This window comes from Anderseniella sp. Alg231-50 (assembly GCF_900149695.1).
Taxonomy (GTDB): Bacteria; Pseudomonadota; Alphaproteobacteria; order Rhizobiales; family Aestuariivirgaceae; genus Anderseniella.
In genome coordinates this window covers 268,830-289,014 of sequence record NZ_LT703006.1, presented here as the reverse complement: position 1 = coordinate 289,014, position 20,185 = coordinate 268,830, and the positions used below count along the sequence as shown (strand labels likewise).

The 20,185-nt window shown below is 58.6% G+C and carries 18 protein-coding genes; 16 read left to right on the top strand and 2 right to left on the bottom strand.

Annotation, left to right across the window (positions count from 1 at the left end; genetic code table 11):
- The first annotated feature begins 77 nt into the window (after positions 1-77).
- From DHN55_RS19495 to DHN55_RS19470, 6 genes are all read left to right on the top strand, one after another.
- Positions 78-1,739: a Na/Pi symporter gene (locus DHN55_RS19495; protein WP_108883210.1), complete on the top strand. Its 1,662-nt coding sequence runs from the start codon at positions 78-80 to the stop codon at positions 1,737-1,739.
- A 113-nt stretch (positions 1,740-1,852) separates the two neighbouring features.
- A complete protein-coding gene (locus DHN55_RS19490) occupies positions 1,853-3,055 on the top strand; it encodes a 2-aminoethylphosphonate--pyruvate transaminase (protein ID WP_337660559.1) in 1,203 nt (400 codons plus the stop codon).
- Positions 3,056-3,076: 21 nt separating this feature from the next.
- Positions 3,077-4,342, top strand: a complete 1,266-nt coding sequence (gene phnA, locus DHN55_RS19485) for a phosphonoacetate hydrolase (protein ID WP_108883209.1) — start codon at positions 3,077-3,079, stop codon at positions 4,340-4,342.
- Positions 4,343-4,355: 13 nt separating this feature from the next.
- Complete coding sequence (phnY, locus tag DHN55_RS19480) at positions 4,356-5,810, top strand: phosphonoacetaldehyde dehydrogenase (protein ID WP_108883208.1); 1,455 nt, start codon at positions 4,356-4,358, stop codon at positions 5,808-5,810.
- A gap of 9 nt (positions 5,811-5,819) precedes the next feature.
- Complete coding sequence (gene pbfA, locus DHN55_RS19475; RefSeq protein ID WP_337660558.1) at positions 5,820-7,184, top strand: (R)-1-hydroxy-2-aminoethylphosphonate ammonia-lyase; 1,365 nt, start codon at positions 5,820-5,822, stop codon at positions 7,182-7,184.
- A gap of 32 nt (positions 7,185-7,216) precedes the next feature.
- Positions 7,217-8,062: an EamA family transporter gene (locus DHN55_RS19470; protein ID WP_108883207.1), complete on the top strand. Its 846-nt coding sequence runs from the start codon at positions 7,217-7,219 to the stop codon at positions 8,060-8,062.
- 87 nt (positions 8,063-8,149) lie between these two features.
- On the opposite strand, the gene DHN55_RS22505 is transcribed toward DHN55_RS19470, so the two are convergent.
- On the bottom strand, positions 8,150-8,305 hold the full coding sequence (locus DHN55_RS22505; protein WP_337660557.1) for a hypothetical protein: 156 nt from the start codon (positions 8,303-8,305) through the stop codon (positions 8,150-8,152).
- A gap of 301 nt (positions 8,306-8,606) precedes the next feature.
- On the opposite strand from DHN55_RS22505, the gene DHN55_RS19465 reads away from it, so the two are divergent.
- Complete coding sequence (locus tag DHN55_RS19465; protein WP_337660556.1) at positions 8,607-9,080, top strand: hypothetical protein; 474 nt, start codon at positions 8,607-8,609, stop codon at positions 9,078-9,080.
- 6 nt (positions 9,081-9,086) lie between these two features.
- Here the strand turns inward: DHN55_RS19465 and DHN55_RS19460 are convergent, their stop codons facing one another.
- Entirely contained in the window at positions 9,087-9,419 is a 333-nt protein-coding gene (locus DHN55_RS19460) for a DUF1330 domain-containing protein (RefSeq protein WP_108883205.1), read from the bottom strand.
- Between the two features lie 310 nt (positions 9,420-9,729).
- Here DHN55_RS19460 and DHN55_RS19455 point away from each other — a divergent pair, with 310 nt between their 5' ends.
- From DHN55_RS19455 to DHN55_RS19415, 9 genes are all read left to right on the top strand, one after another.
- Entirely contained in the window at positions 9,730-10,035 is a 306-nt protein-coding gene (locus tag DHN55_RS19455; protein ID WP_337660555.1) for a Dabb family protein, read from the top strand.
- Positions 10,036-10,239: 204 nt separating this feature from the next.
- Complete coding sequence (locus tag DHN55_RS19450) at positions 10,240-11,487, top strand: ABC transporter substrate-binding protein (RefSeq protein ID WP_108883203.1); 1,248 nt, start codon at positions 10,240-10,242, stop codon at positions 11,485-11,487.
- An 88-nt stretch (positions 11,488-11,575) separates the two neighbouring features.
- Positions 11,576-13,015, top strand: a complete 1,440-nt coding sequence (locus DHN55_RS19445) for an aldehyde dehydrogenase family protein (RefSeq protein WP_108883202.1) — start codon at positions 11,576-11,578, stop codon at positions 13,013-13,015.
- 146 nt (positions 13,016-13,161) lie between these two features.
- Positions 13,162-13,998: a helix-turn-helix domain-containing protein gene (locus DHN55_RS19440; protein ID WP_108883201.1), complete on the top strand. Its 837-nt coding sequence runs from the start codon at positions 13,162-13,164 to the stop codon at positions 13,996-13,998.
- A 198-nt stretch (positions 13,999-14,196) separates the two neighbouring features.
- Positions 14,197-15,210 (top strand): ABC transporter permease subunit, encoded by a 1,014-nt coding sequence (locus tag DHN55_RS19435; RefSeq protein WP_108883200.1) that lies wholly within the window; start codon positions 14,197-14,199, stop codon positions 15,208-15,210.
- 6 nt (positions 15,211-15,216) lie between these two features.
- Positions 15,217-16,314, top strand: a complete 1,098-nt coding sequence (locus DHN55_RS19430) for a branched-chain amino acid ABC transporter permease (protein ID WP_108883199.1) — start codon at positions 15,217-15,219, stop codon at positions 16,312-16,314.
- A complete protein-coding gene (locus DHN55_RS19425) occupies positions 16,311-17,117 on the top strand; it encodes an ATP-binding cassette domain-containing protein (protein ID WP_108883198.1) in 807 nt (268 codons plus the stop codon). Before DHN55_RS19430 ends, DHN55_RS19425 begins: the two co-directional genes overlap by 4 nt.
- On the top strand, positions 17,110-19,302 hold the full coding sequence (locus DHN55_RS19420) for a Tm-1-like ATP-binding domain-containing protein (protein ID WP_108883197.1): 2,193 nt from the start codon (positions 17,110-17,112) through the stop codon (positions 19,300-19,302). Before DHN55_RS19425 ends, DHN55_RS19420 begins: the two co-directional genes overlap by 8 nt.
- Before the next feature lie 2 nt (positions 19,303-19,304).
- Positions 19,305-20,138: a phosphoenolpyruvate hydrolase family protein gene (locus tag DHN55_RS19415; RefSeq protein WP_108883196.1), complete on the top strand. Its 834-nt coding sequence runs from the start codon at positions 19,305-19,307 to the stop codon at positions 20,136-20,138.
- Positions 20,139-20,185: the final 47 nt, after the last annotated feature.

The window sequence follows — 20,185 nt, the reverse complement described above, 5'->3', positions numbered from 1 at the left end:
TGACAATTGCGCGCTCCGCGTGGCAGGCATGCCGTCACCTGTCAACAAACCATAGCTGACCTGGATTGATAACCGCCATGCAATTATCGGTATTCCTGCTCAACCTGACCGCTGCCATCGTCCTGCTGTTGTATTCGACACGCATGGTGCGCACCGGCGTTGAACGTGCGTTCGGGGCTGAACTTCGTAATGTGTTCATGCTGTCCCGGCGCAGCACGGTGCTGAATTCGTTTGCCGGCATTCTGGCTGCCGCGCTGTTACAGAGTTCCACGGCGGTAGCACTGCTGGTATCGGGATTTGCCGCCACCGGCGTGATGGGAGTGACCGGGTCGTTGGCGGTGGTGCTTGGCGCTGATCTGGGTACGGCGGTGGCGGTGCAGTTCCTCAGCCTCGATATTGCCTGGCTGATCCCGGTGCTGCTTGTGGTGGGCGGATTGCTGTTCCTGAAAGGCTCCGCCCGTGTGGTCAAGCAAATCGGCCGTGTGGTCATGGGCGTTGCCTTCATCCTGTTGTCCCTGCGCATGATCGGCGATGCTACAGAACCGTTGCGGTCGAGCCCCTATCTGGAGCCGGTTGTGCAACACCTCAGCGAGGACCTGCTGACGGCGTTTGCCGGAGGCGCCGCGCTGGCCTTCGTGTTTCATTCCAGCGTGGCCGCGGTCCTGATGCTGGCAGCGTTTTGTGCACAGGGCCTGCTGCCGCTGGAGGCGGGCCTGCCGCTGGTGCTCGGCGCGAATGTCGGCAGCGGCCTGATTGCCGTGTGGCTGACCCGCAACCTGCACGACAAGGCGCGCCGGATCGCGCTTGGCAATCTTGTGGTGCGGGTGCTGGGCGGGATTGCCGCGCTGATAGTGCTGCGCCATGTGACGTTGCCGCTGGATGCGGTCGCCAGTTCGCCGGCGCGCCAGCTTGTCAGTTTCCACCTGCTGTTCAATGCCGCACTGCTTGTTTGCTTCCTGCCGCTCGTCGTGCCGCTGGCGGCACTGACGCGGCATCTGGTGCCGGTGGGTGACGATCTGTCAGACAATATGGCAAAGCCCGCCAGCGCACTGGACCGCAGCGTGCTGACCAATCCCGGCCTGGCGCTGGCCAGCGCCACACGTGAACTGCTGCGCATGAGCGAACAGATCGAGTTGATGCTGTCACCGGTAATGGAGCTGTTCGTCTCCACCAACCCCCATGCAGCCGCGCGCATCAAGGAGATCGAAAAGGAAGTCAACGAGGCCCAGACCGACATCAAGCTGTATCTGGCTGAAATGAACCAGGGGCAATTGTCGCCGGACCAGGCCAGGCGAAGCATGGACCTGACCGGTATTGCCATCAGCCTGGAACGGGTCGGCGATATCATCACCAAGGACCTGCTGCGTCTGACCGGTGAAATGCGCAAGAAGAAACTGACATTTTCGAGCGAGGGCTGGAATGAACTGACCCGGCTGCATGCGCGGGTGCTGGCCAACATGCAATTGTCGCTGAACGTACTGGTATCGGAAGACGTTGAATCGGCGCGCCAGCTGGTGGAAGAGAAGGAATATGTGCGCACGCTGGAAGAACAATCCCATGATGCCCACCTGGCGCGGCTGGGGCAGGGCACCCCGCAAAGCATCGCCACCAGCGACATTCACCTGGATACGGTGCGCGCTCTGAAGGAAATCAATTCACGGTTCATCACCTTTGCCTATCCGATCCTGAAAAAGAGCGGTTTGCTGCTCGACAGCCGGTTGGCTGATGTTAAGTCCTGATACACAAAAAATATTATATGTCGATCTGAAATATCGATTTCTCAAATACTACTGTACTGCCTAAATTCACAGCAATTGTTTCTGGCGCGGGCACATTTGCGGAGGCACCCGACATGAAAGCAGACCTGGAAACCGGCGCGGCAGCGGCCATCGAAGCCCCAAGGCTGGGAGAACCGTACCTGCTGACACCGGGGCCGCTGACGACAGCCTGGTCGGTCAAGGAACAGATGCTGCGCGACTGGGGATCGTGGGACGGTGACTTTCGCGCCATGACCGCGCGCCTGCGGACCGAGTTGCTCTCGCTGGTGGGCACTGGCGCTGAAGACTTCGACTGTGTGCCGGTGCAGGGCAGCGGCACCTTCGTGGTTGAGGCCATGCTGGGGTCGCTGCTGCCACGCGACAGCAAGACACTGGTGCTGATCAATGGTGCCTACGGCCAGCGCATCGCGAAAACCATGGATTGTATCGGCCGGGCCCATGTCGATATCGACAAGGGCGACTACCTGCCGCCGCGCGGCCAGGAGGTGGCTGCCGCTCTAGCCGCAGACCCGGACATAACCCACGTGGTGGTCGTGCATTGCGAGACATCGTCAGGCATCCTGAACCCGATCAGGGAGATTTCCGAGGCAACCTATGCGGCCGGTCGCAAACTGCTGATCGACAGCATGAGTGCATTCGGCGCCATTGATGTGGCCGCCGGCGATATCCGCTATGAGGCGGTGGTGTCGTCAGCCAACAAGTGTATCGAAGGTGTGCCCGGCTTCGGTTTCATTATCGCGCGCAAATCCGAGCTGATCGCGGCTGAGGGCAATGCTCATTCGCTCAGCCTCGACGTGCATGATCAATGGGCCAATATGGAAAAGACCGGCCAGTGGCGCTTCACGCCGCCGACCCATGTCGTGGCGGCCTTCATGGAAGCCTTGCGCCTGCATCGCGAGGAAGGCGGTATTCAAGGCCGTGGCGCGCGCTACACCAAAAACCGGGACGTGCTGGTTGACGGCATGCGCGAGCTGGGTTTTGAGACGCTGCTGCGCGACCGCTGGCTGTCACCGATCATCGTGACCTTCTTCAACCCGGCCGACGAGAAGTTCGAGTTTACCCGGTTCTACGAACTGATGAAGGCGAGGGGCTTCATCATCTATCCCGGCAAACTGACCGTCGTCGACAGTTTCCGTGTCGGCTGCATTGGCCAGATGGACCACCACACCATGCGCGCGGTCGTGGTGGCCGCAAAATCATCGCTGGATGCCATGGGCATTGCCAGCGCCAGACCACCGCAGGCTGCTCTGTCTGAACGCGAAAAACTTGCAGCCTGAATACAGAAAGCTATTGAGAAAATGAACGACATGACCCCAGTGGACGTCACGGTAAACGGGCGTACCTATCCGCAATCCAACACCTGCGCCATCGCCATCTGCCTGGATGGCTGCGAACCGGCCTACCTGGATGCAGCCATCGCCGACGGATTGATGCCGACGCTGGCGCGTATCCGCAAGCAAGGTACCGACAGGCTGGCACACAGCGTCATTCCAAGCTTTACCAACCCGAACAACATGTCCATCGCCACCGGGCGTCCGCCCGCCGTACACGGTATCTGCGGCAACTTCCTTTATGACCCGGACACGGGCGAGGAAGTGATGATGAATGATCCGAAGTTCCTGCGCGCACCGACGGTGTTCAAGGGGTTTTATGACGCAGGCCAGCGCGTCGCCATCGTTACGGCAAAAGACAAGCTGCGCGCGCTGCTGGGCCACGGCCTGGCATTTGACGAAGACCGCGCCATCTGCTTTTCGTCGGAGCGTTCCGACACGACGACGAAGGCTGAGCATGGTATCGACAATGCATCTGAGTGGCTGGGACGCGAAGTGCCGGAGGTTTACTCTGCGGAATTGTCGGAGTTTGTCTTCGCTGCCGGTGTCAAGCTGCTGAAGGAGTTTGCGCCGGACGTGATGTACCTGACCACGACCGATTACGTGCAGCACAAATATGCGCCTGAAGATGCTGAAGCCAAGGCGTTTTACGAGATGTTCGACAAGTACCTGAGCGAGCTGGACGCCATGGGTGCGGGCATTGTCGTTACCGCAGATCACGGCATGAAACCGAAACACCTGGCTGACGGTTCTCCAGCCGTCATCTATGTGCAGGACCTGATGGACGACTGGCTGGGAAAGGACGCTGCACGGGTAATCCTGCCGATCACCGACCCATATGTGGTGCATCATGGTGCACTGGGGTCTTTCGCAACTGCTTACCTGCCAGCCGGCACGGATGTCGGTGACGTTCTGGGCAAGCTGCGCGCTATCGACGGCATCCTGCTGGCGGTCGACAAGCAGCAAGCGTGTGAGCGCTTTGAACTGCCGGAAGACCGCATCGGCGACATTGTCGTGATCTCCGGAGAAAACATGACCGTAGGCACCAGTGCCCATCGCCATGATCTGGCAGCACTGAAGGAGCCATTGCGGTCCCATGGCGGATTGACCGAGCAGGAGGTGCCGTTCATCGTCAACCGGGTGATGGAAGATCTGCCCGGCGCGCCGGACCTGCGGAATTTCGATGCCTTCTTCTATGCGGTACGGGCAGCCGCGTTACAGACAAACATCTAAAAGGTCGACGAAAATGAGTGGAACGGAACGCACAATCCGCCGCGAGGCAATGCGCATCGGTGGCGAGAAGGTGACGACAAAGGACGTTGTGGAGGTTTTATACCCCTACACCGACGAAGTGATCGGCACGGTGCCTGCAGGTACCGCGGAACACGCTGCCCGGGCGTTCGAGATTGCCGCCGCCTACAAACCGAAACTGACCCGCTATGAGCGCCAGCAAATCCTGTTTCGCGCAGCCGAACTAATCCGGGAACGGCGCGAGGAAATCGCTCACTGGCTGACGCTGGAGCTGGGCATCTGCAAGCAACATTCATTGTATGAAACCGGACGGTCTTATGATGTGTTCACGCTGGCCGGGCAACTGGCCATCCTTGATGACGGGCAGATTTTTTCCTGTGACCTGACCCCGCAGGGCAAGGATCGCAAGATTTTCACCAAGCGCGAACCAGTTACCGCCATTTCGGCGATCACCCCGTTCAACCATCCGCTCAACATGGTGGCGCACAAGATCGCCCCGTCGATCGCCACCAACAACTGCATGGTGTGCAAACCAACGGAACTGACACCGATGACGGCCATTACGCTGGCCGACATCCTGTATGAAGCAGGCCTGCCGCCGGAAATGTTCCAGATCGTCACCGGCATGCCCGGCGACATCGGTGATGAGATGATCACCAATGACAACATCGACATCATCACCTTTACCGGCGGTGTGCCGGTCGGCAAGATGATCGCCGGAAAGGCAGGCTACAAGCGCACAGCCCTGGAACTCGGTGGCAATGACCCGCTGATCATCCTGAATGACCTTGAGACGTCTGACCTTGAAAAAGCGGCTGCCCTGGCCTGTGCCGGCGCCACCGGCAATTCCGGCCAGCGCTGCACCGCCATCAAGCGCATCCTGGTGCAGGAGTCCGTGGCCGACAAGATCGTGCCGATGATCCTGGAAAGGGCAAAGACCATCCGCTTCGGTGATCCCCAGGACCCGGATACCCAACTGGGCTGCGTCATTCACTCAAAGGCGGCGGAGGTTTTTGAAAACCGGGTTTACGATGCTGAGAAGCAGGGTGCCAAGATACTCTATCACCCGGAACGCAAGGGCGCGTTGCTGCCGCCGATCGTGGTGGACCACGTGCCGCATGGCAGCGAACTGGTCATGGAGGAGACCTTCGGGCCGATCGTGCCGATCGTGCGGGTGCCGGACAACGATGAAGAGGTCATGCGGATTTCCAATTCGACCGCGTTCGGCCTGTCGGCAGGCGTGTGCACCAACAATCTCATCCGTGCCACCAGCTATATCGAAGGCCTGGATGTGGGCACGGTCAATATCTGGGAACAGCCGGGGTACCGCATCGAGATGTCACCGTTCGGGGGCATCAAGGATTCAGGCAACGGGGTCAAGGAAGGCGTGCTGGAGGCAATGAAGTTCTTCACCAATGTGAAGACCTATTCATTGCCCTGGCCGCGTTAGGCCGCCCCGTTGGGCCGGGCCCCGAAGATCCAGCACACCGAAGGTGAGTCCAACACATCGGCGGCGCGTCTCGACTGGGCTGCGGCCAACACCGGCGAGCGCTCACGCCCCTTGCTGGAGCGTGATGCCGATGCGTTCATGCACCAGAGCCTGTCCAGCCCGTGCGTGAACACGATTGCGAAGGCTGAGGGCATCTGGATCGAGGACCTGGATGGCCGCCGCTATATGGACTTCCACGGCAACAGCGTGCACCACATCGGCTATGGTCATCCGCGCCTGGTTGCTGCCATCAAGGAGCAACTGGACAGTCTGAGCTTTGCGCCGCGCCGGTTTACCAACGAAGTCTCGGTTGAACTGGCAGAGCGCCTGGGCAAGCTGGCACCTGGCGATCTGAAACGGGTCCTGTTCACCACCGGTGGTTCTGATGCCGTGGAAGTGGCACTGAAGATTGCCCGTGCAGCCACCGGGCGTTTCAAGACGCTGTCGTTCTGGGATGCGTTTCACGGAGCAGGGTTCGGCGCCTCGTCAGTTGGCGGGGAAGCAACATTTCGTTCCCACATTGCCGGTCCGCTGACACCGGGGGCGGAACACGTGGCGCCATTTGCGTGTTATCGCTGTCCTTATGGACATCCCGGACCTGACAACTGCGGACTGGCCTGCGCATCGATGGTCGATTACGTGCTGGAGCGTGAAGGTGACGTTGCCGCCGTGATTGCCGAACCCATGCGGGCAGTGCCGCAAATCCCGCCGCCGGGATACTGGCAGAAAGTGCGCGAGGCCTGTAACCGGCACGGCACATTGCTGATTTTCGATGAAATTCCGACCGGTCTCGGCAAGACCGGGAAATTCTTCTCCTTCGACCATGATGATGTGGTGCCGGACATCTGCGTGGTAGGCAAGGCGCTCGGCGGCGGAATTCTGCCGATCGCGGCAGCCATTGCACACGATGACCTGAACGTCTGCGGCGAGTTTGCCATCGGCCACTATACCCACGAGAAGAACCCGGTCACGGCGCGGGCAGCCCTGACCACACTCGACATTATCGAGGATGAAGGGCTGGTGGAGCGGTCGGCGCAACTGGGTGATTATGCGATGGACCGCCTGCGGGAGTTTGCTGCAGCCTGCCCGATAACCGGGGACGTGCGGGGCAGGGGGCTGATGTTCGGGGTTGAGATCGTGTCGGACAAGGAGACCAGATCTCCGGCGCCCGAACTGGCGGAGAAAATCTACTACAAGTGCCTGGAGCAGGGCCTGAGTTTCAAGATATCACAAGGTTGCGTGCTGACATTGTCGCCGCCTTTGACCATTGCGCGTGAAGATCTGGAGGTTGCATTGACAATCGTGGAGACGGCTATTACCGAAACAGCTTTCTGATGAAAGTCAAACCGATCCCCGGTATCTCCTGAATGGGCGCGCCTACTCAATTTGCCATAGGTCTCATCCTGTGCGCCGCCGTGCTGCATGCGGTATGGAATGCCATGGTCAAGGGCTCATCCGACCGGGTGATTGCGCTTGGGCTCATCAACCTGGGACATGGGCTGGTCGGCATTGTAATGGTGGTACTGTACCTGCCGCCGGCACGTGAGGCCTGGCCATTCATCGTGGCGTCAACCTTCATCCACTACTTCTATTACGGCTTCCTGCTGGTAGCCTACCGGTTCGGTGACCTCAGCCAGGTCTACCCGATCGCGCGCGGCGTGGCGCCGGTGCTGGTGGCGCTGGGAGCGCAGTTTTTTGCAGGTGAGGTACTGCCGCCGGTGGCGTGGGCCGGTATCGTGATCATTTCAGTTGCGATTGGCGCCCAGACCTTTGGCCGGCGCGGCGCAAGGATAAACGCCGGCGCGCTTGCCGCAGCCGTACTGACCGGCATTACCATTGCGTCGTACTCGGTTGCCGACGGCATGGGCGTGCGGGCATCGGGAAGCCCGCTTGGCTATATAGGCTGGCTGTTCGCGCTGGAAGCGGTGTCAACCGCCGTCCTGCTGGGCGTGCGATGGGACAAGCTCAGGGATTACCCGCTGAAAAACTACCTGATCGGCATCGGAGGCGGGCTGATCTCGGCGCTGGCCTATGGGCTGGCGATCTATGCCAAGGGCCTGACGTCGCTTGGCACGGTATCGGCAATCCGCGAATCGAGTGTCATCATCGCAGCCCTGATCGGCGTTGTGTGGTTTGGCGAGCGGCCCTGGAAACTGCGCATGGTCTCGGTCGTGTTCGTGGTCATCGGCATCGTGCTGCTGGCCACAGCCTGAGCTTTCTCGTCTCGCATTTCCAGGACGAAAAACCCCGGGCCGAAAGCCCGGGGAAAGTTGCAGGGAAACTTTGGGAAAAATCGAGGCTTAGAGCAACCCGACAGGGTTGACGCCGATATCCTTCATGGTGCGCGCGTCAATGTGATTGCTGGCCAGAAGATTGCTGTTCCGGTTGCTGCGCAGCAGGCGCTGCGTCGAATTCAAAATGGCTCTCGTGAAGCTGGTGTGGTGTTGCCTGGTCATCTTTGCGTTCCTTCAAGACGAGACGTTCTTGTTGTTTTGTTAACTGCAACATTGCACAGACCCGGACCGTAGAATGTGAGATTCATCACACTGCGTGCATGACTGAGTTATGCACAATCGAGGCTTGCAAATTGTCCAATTTGTCCTGTTTGCGGCAAATGTGACGGTAATGTGTTCGTAACTTGGCGTAATGTGTTGACGGATTCCCGGTGGTGAATTGTGATTGACCCAACGAAAACATCCTGAGGTGGGTTGGGTTAGTTAGACAGTGGAGGGCGAGTTGGCGGTATCAGCGTTACATGTGTCTGTTGGTGAAGAAGAGTGGCAACCAGAAGAAACCGGGGTTTCAGGCTCCCTGGCAGTGGTCCTGGCCAAGGAATTCCCGGAATCGTTCCGCTGGGCTCAGGAAGTGACCGCGAGTGCCCGTAAGTGCATTCGGCTCGAGTATTCTGCGCCACATCGTGTGGAGGCCCAGGTACAGCAGGTGTTTGCTGACCTGCAGGAACTGAAGAAGCGGCTGCTGCACGAAAATTTCTACTTCCGCGTCATTGAACTGGAAATTGAAAGTACGCCTGAAGTCCTCGACCTGGCGAAAACGTCGGCAGACTGGCGGATTGTGCTGCTGTTCTCGTTTCTGGATGAGGAACTGCCGCAGTTTGAGCAGGAATTCGACTATGCAATGAACCTGCTGGCCGCAAACTCCAAGGCCATAGTGGAGGGTACCGGCAAGCTCAGACCATCGTTTGAAGCGGTCATCGCGGCCATGGCCGCCTAGGCAGTATTACCCGGCGCCCTTGGACAGATAAGGAATTGTTCCTGCAACATCCGTGTCGTCAATAATGTAGAACTGGCTGTCGCTGCCATCGCTGCGTGCCTTGCCGTAAGGTGCATAGGCAGGATCGTCTGCGAATGCGCGGGCTGCTTCCATCGATGGGAACTCCAGCAACGCGATCAGCGTGGTGTCAGGAGCTTCGCCTTCCAGAGACGTGATGTTGGCGCTTCTGGAAAGGTATTTGCCCCCGTGTTTGTGAACGATGTCATGCACATTGGCTGCATAATCGGGAATCCAAGCATCATCGGTAACCTTGACGTTCGCAATCAGATAAACAGCCATGACATTTCCTATTCTTGTTGGGAGTAACCGCCCCACCAGCCTACAGCGGAACATTACTCCAGTCATCAAGGCAAATTCCGCGGAATTCAGTACAATTGGGAAATTCTGAACACCGAGCGGCTGCGATGTTGTGTGACTTGCGGGCAGATATCCCGGGTTCAGCCTGACGCAAAAATCCTACTCTAAGTAAGGCATGTTCGAGCCCAACCTGTTAGCACGACCTTTCAAATTCGTATCTCTGGAGAGCCGGGACCAGGTGGAAAATCCTCCTGCAACGGTGCTTCGGCAGCAGATCAGGCAGGGAAGTCCGATGCATATTCATACCGTGTTCTTCTGGTTGTGGAAGACGACCGGTCCCGAACAAATCCGGCAGTTCGAAACCGGCCTGGATCTCCTGACCCGTGATCCCAACGTGCTGGAGCGCCAGATCGGAAAACCGGCCACCACCAGTCGTGCGGTGATCGACAACAGTTATGATTACGGTGTGGTCCTGAAGTTTTCCGATCTGGCCAGCCACGACGCTTACCAGGCAGGAGAAGCGCATCAGTTATTCCTGGAAACCTGCGCAAACCTGTGGAGCAAGGTCCAGGTGTATGACATCGAAAACGACGCCTAATTGTATCCAAATGCGGTGTTTGGGGGTGGTTTTGAACGCTTTCGCAGGGAGCGGGCAGGGTCAAAAAAGAGACTTAGAGTTATAAGTCGGCACTCATTGGGCTTGTTACAGACGATCTGCGGCTTACGCTTGGTTCAATCGCGCGATAAACGACGCGGTTTTTCTGGTGCATGACGCACATGCCTTAATGGGAGGAAGACTATTATGCGCAAATTGCTAATTTCAACTGTTGCCGCCGCTGCGGTTCTCGCAGCCGGGTCGGCCCAGGCTGCTGACAAGCTGAAGATCGGTTTCATGGCGACGCTTGAAGGAACCTACACCGTGCTTGGCGAAGACGGCCAGCGTGGCTTTGAAGTTGCCATGAAGGAAGCCAAAGGCATGGCCGGCGGACGTGAAATCGAGGTTATCGTCGGGGCCACCGACGCCAGTCCGGACAGCGCCCTTCGTGCAGCCCGCAAACTTGTCGAGCAGGACAAGGTCGATATCATCATCGGTCCGCTTTCCGGTTCGGAAGGTATCGCTATCCGCGATTACTCGAAGACCCAGCCACAGGTAACGTTCATCAACGGTATCTCCGGTGCCCAGGAAACCACTTACGTCACTCCATCGGAAAACTTCTTCCGCTTCAACATGGACGGCGCGCAGTGGTCAGCTGGTCTCGGATCATATGTGTTTAATGAAAAAGGCTACAAGAAAGTCGCCACTATCGGTGAAGACTACTCCTTCATCTACACGCAGGTGTTCGGCTTTGCGCTGGAGTTCTGTGGTGCCGGTGGTGAAATCACAGAGCGCCTGTGGGTGCCTCTGGGAACCAAGGATTTTGCCTCGATCATCGCATCCCTGCCGGACGATGTGGATGCGATCTATCTTGGACTGGGCGGCGGTGATGCCGTCAACTTCCTCAATCAGTACCAGCAGGCCGGTGGTGACGCCAAACTGATCGGCGGCACAATCATGATTGACGGTACCGTGCTGTCTTCAAAGGGCAAGGCCAAGGAAGCCCTGATCGGGACGCCAGGTTCAGGTCCGCAGGCAGACACCTGGGACAACGAGAAGTGGCAGACCTTCGTGAAGGCATACCAGGACGCCTTCCCGCCGGAAAAACGGTTCCCGAGCCCGGCATTGATGGCGACCGGATATTACAACGCCTTCAATGCCATGAAGATATGCATGGACAATGTGAAGGGTGAACTAGGCGACGGTCACAAGGGACTGCGGCAATGTCTGGCGACGCTGGAGCTTGATGCTCCGAACGGCAAGATCACGCTGGACAGTAATCGTCAGGCCATCGGCACCAATTTCGTCACCGAAGTGGTTGAAGAAAATGGCAACCTGGTCAACAAGCTGGTCAAGATCGTACCGAACGTGAACCAGACGCTTGGTATTGATCCGGCTGTGTTCAAGTCAGTCGGCTTGCCGTCGCGCGATGTGCCGGAATGCAAGAAGTTCTGATTGTCGCCGTTTGACATGACCTGAAATCTGCAGGGCGTCTCCGAAATACGGGGACGCCCTGTGCTTTTGAACCGGTACGGTGAGTGAAATGGCTGATGTAAAACCGAATTTGATAGGCGGACAGTGGCAGGCAGGCGAGCATGCATCCGCCAACATCAACCCGTCCGATACCGATGATGTTATCGGCCATTATGCCACCGCGACCACGGACGATGTCGAGGCAGCGATTGCTGCAGCAAGTGCGGCAGCCCACGACTGGGCGCGAAGTGGCATTCAGGTGCGGCACGATATTTTGCGTACTGCCAGTGATGAGATCATGGCCCGGCGTGAAGACATCGGGCGGCTGCTGTCTCGTGAAGAGGGCAAGACCCTGGCCGAAGGCATCGGCGAGACGGTGCGCGCGGCGCAGATTTTCAACTTCTTTGCCGGAGAGACACTGCGTCTGGCAGGTGAGAAACTGCCGTCTGTCCGGGCCGGCGTCGATGTCGAGATCACGCGTGAGCCGGTTGGCGTGGTCGGCATTATCACACCATGGAATTTTCCCGTCGCGATCCCGGCCTGGAAAATTGCACCAGCGATCTGTTACGCAAACCCGGTGGTTTTCAAACCTGCCGAACTGGTGCCGGGATGCGCCTGGGCTATTGTGGATATCCTGCACCGGGCGGGAATGCCGGCAGGTACTATCAATCTCGTCAACGGTCCCGGCTCGGTGGTGGGCCAGGCCATGCTCGATGATGCCCGCGTCAAGGCAGTAACCTTCACCGGTTCGCAAGCTACCGGTGAGCGAGTGGCGCAGGCAAGCGTGCGCCACATGCGCAAGTTCCAGCTTGAAATGGGTGGCAAGAACCCGTTGGTGGTGCTGGATGACGCCGACCTGGATGTGGCCGTTGACTGTGCAGTTCAGGGTGCGTTCTTTTCGACCGGCCAGCGCTGCACGGCATCTTCACGCCTGGTGGTTACCGAAGGCATTCACAGCCGGTTTGTCGAGGCCTGTGTGTCTAAAATCCGGGAGCTGAATGTCGGTGATGCACTGGACAGCCGAACACAGATCGGTCCGGTGGTCGATGAGGTGCAATTGCAGCAGGACCTCGATTACGTCGAGATCGGACGCAGAGAGGGAGCTACGCTGCGGGCCGGCGGTGAGCGGCTGGCCCGAGAAAAAAACGGGTATTATATGCAGCCGGCCCTGTTCACCGATACCCACAACGACATGCGCATCAACACTGAAGAAGTATTTGGCCCGGTGGCGTCGGTCATTCGGGTGCGCGATTATGAAGAGGCCCTGCATGTGGCCAATGACACGACGTTCGGCCTGTCATCGGGCATCTGTACCCAGAGCCTGAAGCATGCCACGCATTTCAAACGCAATGCCCAGGCCGGTATGGTGATGGTCAATCTGCCGACTGCAGGTGTTGACTATCATGTGCCGTTTGGCGGTGCCAAGGGATCCAGTTATGGACCCCGGGAGCAGGGCCGGTATGCCGCGGAATTCCACACTACCGTGAAGACGGCGTACACGTCTGCTTGATGCTTCACGCCGCGGATGAGCCCGTGACGAAATCCCGCCAGCTGAGATTCCGCTTGCTGAATTGCTCCTGCTTGGCCATGATTTAAGAAAAATACCTGCAAAAACATGCAGAATAACAAGCCGCACGCTGTTTGCGGGAGGAAGCGATGAGTAGAGCTTTGGCCGTGTATCACGGTGTATTTGGCCGTGTCACGCTGTATCAGCTTGACCGGGAACTGGCGACCCACGCGCATCGTGAGGGTCACCTGGTGTTTTATGTCAGCGGCAAGCATGGCGGGATGGCGGTTGAAGGCATCCGGCATGACCTAGACAGAGCTTCAGCAGCTGCAGTCAGCCCCTGGCAACCGCACAGTTTTCATCCCGGCGACCTGGAAAACGGCTCTCTGTTCCTGGTCATGTATATCCGGCCCGAATGGTTTCTGGAGATGTCCAGGCACGCCCGCTTCGGGTTGAACTTCGGTTCATCGCTGATCGAAATGTCGCCACCGGTCCGGCAACTGGTGCATCAGACTTCCCAGTTGCTGCTCGACGATGCCTGCGGAGAGCTGATCCAGGCTTGCGTATTCGAGCTTACCCAGGAATCCTACAATCAAAGCTGGAAATCCAGGTCAGGCGAGGCCGAGAGCGAAATGCCGACGGCCATGTTGCGCGACTTCCGAATTCGCAATTCCATCAAGCTGATGAAGTCCCGGCTGGGCGAAGGTGAAAGCATCCTGCTGGACTCGATCGCCCGCGGTGCCGGCATCTCGCGGCCGCACTTTTTCAAGCTGTTCAAGGAGAATGTCGGGCTGACGCCAAACATCTATCTCAATACCTTGAGGATGGAGACGGCTATCGAACGATTGACCCAATCCACTGACGCGGTCACCTCGATCGGCCTCGACCTCGGGTTCTCGTCACAAGCCAGTTTCACCCGATTCTTTGCCTCAAATGTCGGGATTCCTCCATCCGACTATCGCAGAGTGGCACAATTGTCTCCGTAAACGCGGAAATTTACGATCAATTACAAGACCATAAGACTGTCAGGTATGCATTCCTGCGCACCTGCTCCTATGATTGTGGGGAATCTGGTAGTGCAATGTACACTTCCGGACGGAGGAATACGTTTTGACCATACCAGGGCGACACATGTTCAGGAGTGGCTTGCGGGCAGGTGAGTGCCGCTGCGGGGGACACACGGCATGAAGAACTTCATGGCACGCAATCCGTACTGGTCGCTGATCATCGTGCTGGCCGTCTGTTTTCTGATCTGGGCAATTTTCGCACCCTGGCCACCCGGGTTTGTCGCAACCTTCGGGCGCAAGAAGATTTTTCTGAACGCCCTGTTCAACGGCGTCACGCTCGGTGCGCTGTATTTCCTGGTTGCAAGCGGCTTCACGCTGATTTTCGGTTTGATGAAGAACGTCAACCTGGCGCATGGCTCATTGTACCTGCTAGGCGGCTATATCGGTTACGATGTGGCCAACACCACCGGCTGGTGGCTGCTCAGCTTTATTGTCGCGTTTGTGGTTGTCGGCGCCATGGGCGTTCTGCTGCAGGTGCTGGTGTTTCAGCGAATGGAGGGCGAGGACTTGCGCCAGACGCTGGTGACAATCGGCATCTCCATTGTCGTGGCCGACCTGATGCTGTGGTACTGGGGCGGCGATTTCTACCAGATACTGACACCGGACTGGCTGTCGGGGCCCATTCAACTGCCCATTGTAACGGCGGTAAAGAGCAGTGGTGATCCGGTATTCCTGAAGTACCCGTTTGTCCGCATTGTCATTCTGCTGGCCTCGATCGTCATTGGCATTGCCATGTGGCTGTCGCTCAACAAGACCCGTGTCGGCATGCTGATCCGCGCCGGTGTGGATGACCGTGACATGCTGTCTGCCACCGGCGTGCGCATCCAGCGGGTGTTTGTTCTGGTGTTCGCATTCGGAGCCGGCCTGGCCGGTGTTGCAGGCGTCGTGGGCGGTACGTTCCAGTCCCTGGCGCCGGGTGAAGACACCCGTTTCCTGCTGGCCTCCCTGGTGGTGGTTATTGTCGGCGGCATGGGATCGATCCCGGGTGCTGCACTGGGGGCGCTGTTGATCGGGCTGGCGGAACAGTTCGGGTCGGTTTACATGCCGACTTACGCGGTGGTGCTGACCTTCCTGATCATGGTCATCGTGCTGGCGTTCAGGCCGCAGGGCCTGCTCGGCGAGAGGCGGTAGAAGCCGATGGCCGTGACCGAAAACACAAACACAGCGCCGATCAACAGCAAGCCGCAATCGTGGTGGTCCGGACTGTCATTGAGTTCAATTCCGACACCGTACTGGTTCGTCGGCGCATTCATGCTGTTGCTCCCGGTTCTGGTCGGACCGTTCATGCTGTTCCAGGTTTTCGGCTGGGCACTTATACTCGGCATGATTGCGCTGAGCCTGATGTTTCTCGGCGGCTATGGTGGCATGGTATCTTTAGTCCAGATGTCGGTGGCAGCATGTGCGGCCTATATGCTGGCCATCTTCGGTGACAGCGCCATTACCCAGATTTCACTGGGCTGGCCGTGGTGGGTCGCACTTCCGATTGCCCTGATCATTGCAACCGGATTCGGTACACTGACAGGTGCACTGGCAGTGCGGACCGAGGGCATCTACACCATCATGATCACGCTGGCGATCGCATCTGCGTTCTTCTACTTCACTCGCCAGAACTATGTCTTGTTCAACGGGTTTTCCGGATTCAACGGGGTCAAGCCGCCGGAACTGTTCGGGGTCGACTGGCGCCAGCCGATCCCGTTTTACTACCTGACGCTGTTCTGGGCGGCGGTTGCCTATCTGTCGGTATTGTACGTCTCGCGTGCGCCGTTCGGCCTCGCGCTGCAGGGAGTGCGTGACAATGCCAGGCGCATGGAAGCGCTTGGCTACAACGTTACCGCACATCGCGTCGCAGCCTTTGTGTTTGCCAGCTTCATCGCTGCCGTTGCCGGCATCCTGCTGGTATGGCTGAACGGCCAGGTCTCACCGGGAACGGCCGGGATCGGACCGGCCATAGATATCCTGATCATTGCGGTTATCGGCGGCTTAGCGCGGCCTGTCGGTCCGTTCATTGGAGCCATCATCTACGTGTTGCTCAGAACCTTCGCGCTGGATTTCATGGTGTCGATCGGCTTGTCGGGCGAACGTTTTCAGTTGCTTGTCGGTCTGGTTTTTCTGGTCATCGTATTCTGGTCGCCGGACGGCATACTCGGATTGTGGGAGCGTTGGCGCAACCGGATGAACTCGACCGACCGACTGACAGGCGAAACCCGTGAAAAAGGTGGAGGCAACGAGGTATGAACGTCACTGCAACCACATCCACCATGGCCAGCCGGTTGTCGGCAACGGGCACTGCCAATGCGCTTGAACTGCGCGGTGTCAGCAAATTTTTCGGCGCCCTTGCCGCCATGCAGGACATCACTCTGACCGTCAAACCTGGCGAGCGCCGGGCCGTTTTGGGCTCCAATGGCGCAGGCAAAACCACATTGTTCAATTGCATAACCGGTGATTTCCTGCCGACATCCGGGGTTGTCCGGATGTTTGGCGAGGACGTCACCAAGTTTCCGCCGCATGATCGCATTCGCCGGGGCTTGCGCCGCACCTACCAGATTTCGCTGTTGTTCGGCGGTTTGACGGTCATCGACAATGTCTACCTTGCCTGTCGCGGTGTGTCGCGCAATCGGTTCTCGCTGATCCGTCCGGGACGATCTGATGCGCTCATGCATTCCGCAGCCGATCTGATTGAGGCCGTGCACCTGACAGATGTGCGCGACACGCTTGTGTCGGAACTCTCATATGGTCAGCAGCGCCAGCTTGAAATTGCTTTGGCGCTTGCCGGTGCGCCGCGATTCATCCTGTTTGATGAGCCTGCCGCTGGCCTGTCGCCAACCGAGAGGCGTGACCTGATCGACATCCTCAACAATCTTCCCGGCCACATGGGATACATCATTATCGAGCACGATATGGATGTTGCCCTGCGGGTCTCTGAAAGTGTCACGATGATGCACAACGGTCGTGTCTTCAAGGAAGGCAAGCCGGAAGAGATCGAAGCCGACCCGGAAGTCCAGGAACTGTATCTGGGAGGCGGGTTCACACATGGCTGAACGGTCGTCATCCTCCATTCTCGAGGTCAAGGACCTCAACGTGTACTATGGCGCATCGCATGCGTTGCAGGGCGTAGACCTGAGCCTCGGCCACGGCGTCCTGTCGGTGGTCGGCAGAAACGGCATGGGCAAGACCACATTGTGCCAGGCGATTATGGGACTGGTGCCGGTGAGTTCCGGTTCGATCACATTCAACGGGCAGAACATCACCAATCGGCAACCGTCCGAAATTGCCCGAATGGGCATTGGCTATGTGCCGCAGGGACGACGGCTGTGGCGCTCACTCACGGTGGATGAGCACCTGCGCATGACGGTCGCGGGCCATGATGGGGCCTGGTCGATTGAGCGAATTTATTCAACCTTCCCCAGGCTGGCTGAGCGCAAGAACAATGGCGGCAGCCAGTTGTCGGGCGGCGAGCAGCAGATGCTGGCGATCAGCCGGGCGCTGTTGCTCAATCCACGCCTGCTGGTGATGGATGAACCTACCGAAGGGCTGGCGCCGGTGATCGTGTCCCAGGTTGCCGACATGCTGATGCATCTTGGCGAGGAAGGCGAAATTGATGTTCTGGTGATTGAACAGAACATTGGTGTGGCAACGACCATTTCGGAGAATGTCGCAATCATGGTCAATGGCCGGGTCAACCGGCTGATGTCCGCCGGTGCGCTGGCAGCGGATCGTGAACTCCAGCAGAACCTGCTGGGCGTCGGACGGCATGGTGATGAGGACATTGCGGAGCAGGACACAACAGGAGATGCCACGGCGCCGAAAGTCCACGGCCCGCGCAAGATTTATGTGTCCAACCCCAAGCTGCCGACACGCTGGTCGCCGATTGTACCGGCCCGCCAGATCGAAATGGCAGCACGCACCGAAACGGTTTCAGCACCGGTAACGGCAGGCATGGAACATGTTGAACTGAGGCCGTTGTCGGCTGCCGGTGAAAACGTGGTGCTGGTGGCCGGCACGCTGGATACCAAGGGTGTCGAGCTGCGTTATGTGCGGGACCTGCTGAAGGCAGACGGGGTTGCGGTTCGCATGGTCGATCTGTCAACTTCGGGCAAACATTCCGGCGCTGAAATTCCACCGCATCAGGTTGCGGCCTATCATCCGCGCGGCGCGGCGGGAGTGTTCACCAATGATCGCGGCACTTCGGTTGCAGGCATGACGCTGGCTTTTGAACGCTGGATCAAGCGGCAGTCCGGTATTGCCGGTATCATCAGCGCGGGCGGGTCCGGCGGCACGGCGATCGTATCACCGGCCATGCGCAGCCTGCCGGTTGGCGTTCCCAAGTTGATGATCTCCACCGTGGCCTCCGGTGACGTGCAGATGTATGTGGGCCCCGCCGACATCATGATGATGTATTCAGTTGCCGATGTTCAGGGCCTGAATTCGATTACGCGGGAAGTGCTCGGCAACGGCGCCCATGCCATGGCGGGCATGGTCAACGCGCGGAAAAGTCGCGTCCCGAGGTCGGCGGCTGAAACCGCGGATGAGCTGCCGCCTATCGGCCTGACCATGTTTGGCGTGACGACACCATGCATTCAGCAGATCACCGCTGACCTGGAAACCGACTTTGACTGCCTTGTGTTCCACGCCACGGGCGTTGGCGGGCAGTCAATGGAAAAACTGGTGGACTCCGGGCTTCTGACAGGCGTGGTTGATATCACCACAACCGAAATCTGCGACATGATAGTGGGCGGAGTGTTCGCCGCGACCGAAGACCGCTTCGGCGCCATGATCCGCGCCAGCATGCCCTATGTGGGCTCGTGTGGCGCACTCGATATGGTGAACTTCGGCCCGCCGGACACGGTGCCTGAAAAATTCAAGGACAGGGTGTTTTACGAACACAACCCGCAAGTCACCCTGATGCGCACCACCGCAGAGGAAAACGAACGCATGGGCCGCTGGATCGGCGAGCGCCTCAACGAAATGGAAGCACCGGTCCGGTTCTTCCTGCCCGAAGGCGGCGTGTCGATGCTGGATGCGCCGGGCAAGTCGTTCCACGACCCTGCCGCCGACAAGGCGCTGTTCGGCGCGCTTGAGCGCACCGTCAGGCAGACCTCGACACGGCAGCTTATCCGCGTGCCGCACAATGTAAATGACCCCGAATTCGCAGCGCAGGTGGTTGACGCCTTCCGGTCGCTGCATGGCGGCGGCAGGCCGTCGAGAAAACACGCAAGGAGATAAGAATGGCCCGGTTTGAACGTGCAGCTATTGTTGAGAGATTTCGCGGCATGATTGACCGCGGCGAGCCGATTGTCGGCGGTGGGGCCGGCACGGGCCTGTCGGCAAAATGCGAGGAAGCCGGCGGTATCGATCTTATCGTGATCTACAATTCCGGCCGCTACCGCATGGCGGGGCGCGGTTCGCTTGCCGGTCTCATGCCTTATGGGGATGCCAACCAGATCGTCATGGAAATGGCATCGGAGGTGCTGCCGGTGGCGACCAACACACCGGTGCTGGCTGGCGTGAACGGCACTGATCCGTTCCGGCTGATGGATGTGTTCCTGGATGACCTCAAACGGGTCGGGTTTTCCGGCGTGCAGAATTTTCCGACCGTGGGGCTGATCGACGGCACCTTCCGGGCCAACCTGGAAGAGACCGGCATGTCGTTTTCGCTGGAGGTCGACATGATCGCCAAGGCGCACCAGAAGGACATGCTGACCACGCCTTATGTGTTCGGCGAGGATGATGCTGCGGCCATGGCGCAGGCAGGCGCCGACATTATCGTCTGCCATCTTGGCCTGACCACCGGCGGGTCGATCGGCGCGGAAACGGCGCAAACGCTAGAGGATGTGCCGGGCAAGGTTGATGCCTGGTCGGAAGCGGCTCTGAAAGTCAACAAGGATGTTATCGTGCTGGTCCATGGCGGGCCGGTGGCGATGCCTGATGACGCTGAATACGTGTTGAAAAATACCAGTAACTGCCATGGGTTCTATGGTGCCTCGTCGATGGAACGGTTGCCGACAGAGACAGCCCTGACGGAGCAGACGAAGGTTTTCAAATCGATAAAGATGGCCTGATGGCCGACGGAATTAACGGGCTGCCGCTGGGCAGCGTTTTGGAGGGA

Excerpts from the sequence above, each read along its gene's own strand:
- DHN55_RS19495 (WP_108883210.1), top strand. The coding sequence starts at position 78 with ATGCAATTATCGGTATTCCTGCTCAACCTGACCGCTGCCATCGTCCTG.
- DHN55_RS19490 (WP_337660559.1), top strand. The coding sequence starts at position 1,853 with ATGAAAGCAGACCTGGAAACCGGCGCGGCAGCGGCCATCGAAGCCCCA.
- phnA (WP_108883209.1), top strand. The coding sequence starts at position 3,077 with ATGAACGACATGACCCCAGTGGACGTCACGGTAAACGGGCGTACCTAT.
- phnY (WP_108883208.1), top strand. The coding sequence starts at position 4,356 with ATGAGTGGAACGGAACGCACAATCCGCCGCGAGGCAATGCGCATCGGT.
- DHN55_RS19470 (WP_108883207.1), top strand. The coding sequence starts at position 7,217 with ATGGGCGCGCCTACTCAATTTGCCATAGGTCTCATCCTGTGCGCCGCC.
- DHN55_RS22505 (WP_337660557.1), bottom strand. The coding sequence starts at position 8,305 with ATGACCAGGCAACACCACACCAGCTTCACGAGAGCCATTTTGAATTCG.
- DHN55_RS19460 (WP_108883205.1), bottom strand. The coding sequence starts at position 9,419 with ATGGCTGTTTATCTGATTGCGAACGTCAAGGTTACCGATGATGCTTGG.
- DHN55_RS19455 (WP_337660555.1), top strand. The coding sequence starts at position 9,730 with ATGCATATTCATACCGTGTTCTTCTGGTTGTGGAAGACGACCGGTCCC.
- DHN55_RS19450 (WP_108883203.1), top strand. The coding sequence starts at position 10,240 with ATGCGCAAATTGCTAATTTCAACTGTTGCCGCCGCTGCGGTTCTCGCA.
- DHN55_RS19445 (WP_108883202.1), top strand. The coding sequence starts at position 11,576 with ATGGCTGATGTAAAACCGAATTTGATAGGCGGACAGTGGCAGGCAGGC.
- DHN55_RS19440 (WP_108883201.1), top strand. The coding sequence starts at position 13,162 with ATGAGTAGAGCTTTGGCCGTGTATCACGGTGTATTTGGCCGTGTCACG.
- DHN55_RS19435 (WP_108883200.1), top strand. The coding sequence starts at position 14,197 with ATGAAGAACTTCATGGCACGCAATCCGTACTGGTCGCTGATCATCGTG.
- DHN55_RS19430 (WP_108883199.1), top strand. The coding sequence starts at position 15,217 with ATGGCCGTGACCGAAAACACAAACACAGCGCCGATCAACAGCAAGCCG.
- DHN55_RS19425 (WP_108883198.1), top strand. The coding sequence starts at position 16,311 with ATGAACGTCACTGCAACCACATCCACCATGGCCAGCCGGTTGTCGGCA.
- DHN55_RS19420 (WP_108883197.1), top strand. The coding sequence starts at position 17,110 with ATGGCTGAACGGTCGTCATCCTCCATTCTCGAGGTCAAGGACCTCAAC.
- DHN55_RS19415 (WP_108883196.1), top strand. The coding sequence starts at position 19,305 with ATGGCCCGGTTTGAACGTGCAGCTATTGTTGAGAGATTTCGCGGCATG.